We start from the raw sequence: 3,264 nt of genomic DNA, 5'->3' as shown, positions 1-3,264 counted from the left end.
CACCTCCCCGGAGCCCCCATGCGCCTCTACGACTACGCGCCTTCCGCCAACGGCTACAAGCTGCGCCTCCTGCTCTCCTGGCTCGACCGGCCCTACGAGCTGGTCCCCGTGGACATCTTCGCGGGCGAGAGCCGGACGGAGGACTTCCTCCGCCACAAGAATCCCGATGGCCGCATCCCCGTGCTGGAACCCGAGCCGGGCCGCTTCCTCGCCGAATCCAACGCCATCCTCCTCTTCCTCGCCGAGGGCACCCCACTGCTTCCCCAGGATGCCTTCGAGCGCGCCCAGGTCCACCAGTGGCTCTTCTTCGAACAGAACGCCGTGGAGCCCAACATCGGCACCGCCCGCTTCTGGAAGCTCACCGGCCGCGCCCCTCGCCACCCGGAGACCTTCCTCCTGCGCATCGAAGCGGGCCGCAACGCCCTCAAGTCCCTGGAGCGCCACCTCCAGCACCACACGTTCCTCGTGGGCGAGCGCCCCACCGTCGCCGACATCGGCCTGTATGCCTATGTCCACCTCGCTCCCGACGTGGGCCTGGACCTGGGTGACTTCCCCGCGGTGTCCGCCTGGCTCGCGCGAGTGAAGGCCCACCCAGGCCACATCGGCGCGCTCGCGCCGTACACCGCGAACGCCCACGTGACGAACCCGTGAGAGGGATTTCCACGCCCTCGTGGAATCCCGTGACGCGGTGGCGCTGCGAGTGTCACAAGCCCCTCACGCCGCGCCCTGGCACCGCGGGTCAGCTTGACTCACGTGGGGCGAGCGTTTATCCCTAGCGCCGATGACGTCCCTTCTCGCCATGCGTCGAATGTCGATGACAGGTGGGCTCCCGCCCGCCCGCGTCGGCTGACGTCCATCCGACCCTGGCGAGCCACCGAGCCCACCCACCCCGCGAGGGTCGGTGGGCTTCGTCGTTTCTGGCCCTCCTTCAGCGCCCTCGCGCACTCCCACAGGAGCGCAGCGAAACCGTTCCGCCCGAGCTGAACCTGGTTCCCACCCGGACGCCCCCATGCGCCCGCGACGCCACCCGCTTGCCCGGAGTCTCCCCTTGGCCTCCCTCACCTGCGCGCCCACGCCGCGCCTCTTCGAAGTGACACCGCCGGACCTGACGCTGGAAGCAGGTGCGCGCATCGCTCCCCACCTCGTGCGCGGCTGGTGGTGGGGCCCCGAGGACGACCTGCCGTGGCTCCACGCTCGCGCCCGGCTCCTCCCGGATGAAGAAGCCCGGGGCACCACGCCGCGCGTCGTCCGTCGCACCCTCGCCGAGCAACACCACGCCGTCGAGCGCACCCGCCGTCGAAGCGACACCCGCCCCTCCTCGCGCGTGCCCACCGTGCTGCTCGTGCACGCGCTCACCGGAGACATGCGCGCTGGAGGTGAAGGCGGCTGGTGGGAGCCCGTCATCGGCCCGGGGCGCGCGCTGGACCCGACTCGCGTGCGGCTCTTGTGCTTCAACAACCTCGGCTCCTGCTACGGCACCTCGGGCCCCGCCGATGAAGGATTTCCCCGTCGCACGGACGACACGCGCTTCGGGCCTCCGCCCACGCTCGCCAAGGGCGACCTCCGCCAGGATGAGCAGCACCTTCCCGCCACCGTCACCCCGTGGGACCAGGCTCGAAGCATCCTCCTCGCGCTCGACGCGTTGGGCATCCAGGAGGTGGACCTCGTCACCGGCGGCTCGCTGGGCGGAATGATTGTCCTCTGCCTCGCCGCGCTCGCTCCGGAGCGCTTCGCGCGCATGGCCCCCATCGCCACGGCCGAGGCCGCGTCGTCGTGGGTGGTGGGACTCAACCACGTCGCACGGCAGGCACTGCTCCTCGACCCCGGCTTTCCCGAGGCACCGCATCGCGGACTCGAGCTCGCGCGACAGCTCGCGATGCTCACGTACCGCGCCGAGCCTGGACTCGAAGCCAGTCAGCAGCGGCCGCCGACGTGGTCCTCCCGCGCGCTCTACCCCGTGCAGAGCTACCTGGAGCATCAGGGGCGCAAGCTGGAGGCCCGCTTCGATGCGCGCGCGTACCTCGTGCAGCTCGGAGCCATGGACCACCACGACCTCTCGCGCGCGCCTCATGGCGGACTGGAGCGAATCCGCGCGAGCGCGCTGTGCGTGGGCATCGACAGGGATCAGCTCTTCTTCCCCGAGCACATGGCGGCCATTGCCCAGCGCCTGCGCACGCTCGGACGCCATGCGGAGCACGCGGAGCTGTCCAGCCTGTACGGGCACGACGGCTTCCTCGTTGAGTGGGAGCCACTCGCGGCCCTGCTCACACGAGCCCTCGCGCTGCCCTCCGCTCTGGAGCCGGGAGGCCCCGCGCTTGCGTCTACCAGCGCCACCCGCCCCGCTTCCGCGCGGCCGGTGTGAGGCAGGGATGCAGCCCATCTTGCTCGGCGCTGGAGCCCGGCGACCCTGCGCTCGCAGCCACCAGTGCCGCACGCACCATTTCCGCGAGGACGGTGTGACGATGGGCCTCAGCCCATCTCGCCATGCTGCCCTCGGCGCTGGAGCCCCGAGGCTCCGCGCTCGCCTCCACCAGCGCCACCCGCCCAAGGACGGTGTGACGCCGGGACTCAGCCCACCTTGCGCTGCCCGGGCAGCGGCGGCGGGTCCTGGTGCGACCAGATGGGCGGCTCCGCCTCGCACGCGAAGGCGCGCAGACGCCGGTACTCCGGATACGACGCCTGGATGGCCAGGATGTCACCGGGGCGGATGACCTCCTCGCCCACCGGGTGCAACCGCTCATGACTGCCACGCAGGAGCGACAGCGCCAGCCCGCCGAACCTGTCCCGGATGTCGGAGATGGTCAGCCCGGGCAGCCCCTCGCGCGCCTCGAAGTTGGACACCACCATCAGGTGCTTGCCCAGGTGGAACGAGTGGATGATGCGCGGGTCCAAGGCCGCCAACGCCATGGCGGGCGCGGCGAGCGACGAGCTGGAGAGCGCCTCCGCCTTGAAGGTGTCGCGCACCTTGCCGCTCAGGTCCTCGTCGAACAGCCGGATGACGACGCGGATGTTCGGGTTCATCCTCCGCGCATCCAGCGCGATGTTGAGGTTGGCCAGGTCATCATCCGTCGCACAGACGATGGCGGACGCCTCCTTCACGTTGGTGCGCGGCAGGCACAGCGGGCTGCGCGTGTCGTCGATGAGCAGCGGCACGTTCTCATCCCGCAGCGCGGACACGAAGGCTGCGTCCTCGCGCTTCTCCACCACCACCACGTCCTTCTCCATCTCCCTCAGCTGCGCCACCACGCGGTAGCCCACCCGCCC

The 3,264-nt window shown here is 70.7% G+C and carries 3 protein-coding genes; 2 read left to right on the top strand and 1 reads right to left on the bottom strand.

What is annotated here, in order from left to right; translation table 11 throughout:
- Window positions 1–651 (top strand): glutathione S-transferase family protein (locus HUW62_RS46500; protein WP_255204029.1); only part of this gene is annotated, 651 nt, incomplete at its 5' end.
- Between the two features lie 397 nt (window positions 652–1,048).
- Window positions 1,049–2,362: an alpha/beta fold hydrolase gene (locus HUW62_RS46495; RefSeq protein WP_240357155.1), complete on the top strand. Its 1,314-nt coding sequence runs from the start codon at window positions 1,049–1,051 to the stop codon at window positions 2,360–2,362.
- Window positions 2,363–2,568: 206 nt separating this feature from the next.
- Here the strand turns inward: HUW62_RS46495 and HUW62_RS46490 are convergent.
- Window positions 2,569–3,264 (bottom strand): TrkA family potassium uptake protein (locus tag HUW62_RS46490; protein ID WP_176438104.1); only part of this gene is annotated, 696 nt, incomplete at its 5' end.

This window comes from Myxococcus sp. AM011 (genome assembly GCF_013372595.1).
GTDB lineage: Bacteria > Myxococcota > Myxococcia > Myxococcales > Myxococcaceae > Myxococcus > Myxococcus eversor.
The sequence above is the reverse complement of the archived record's forward strand: the minus strand, read 5'-3'. Positions and strand labels throughout refer to the sequence as shown.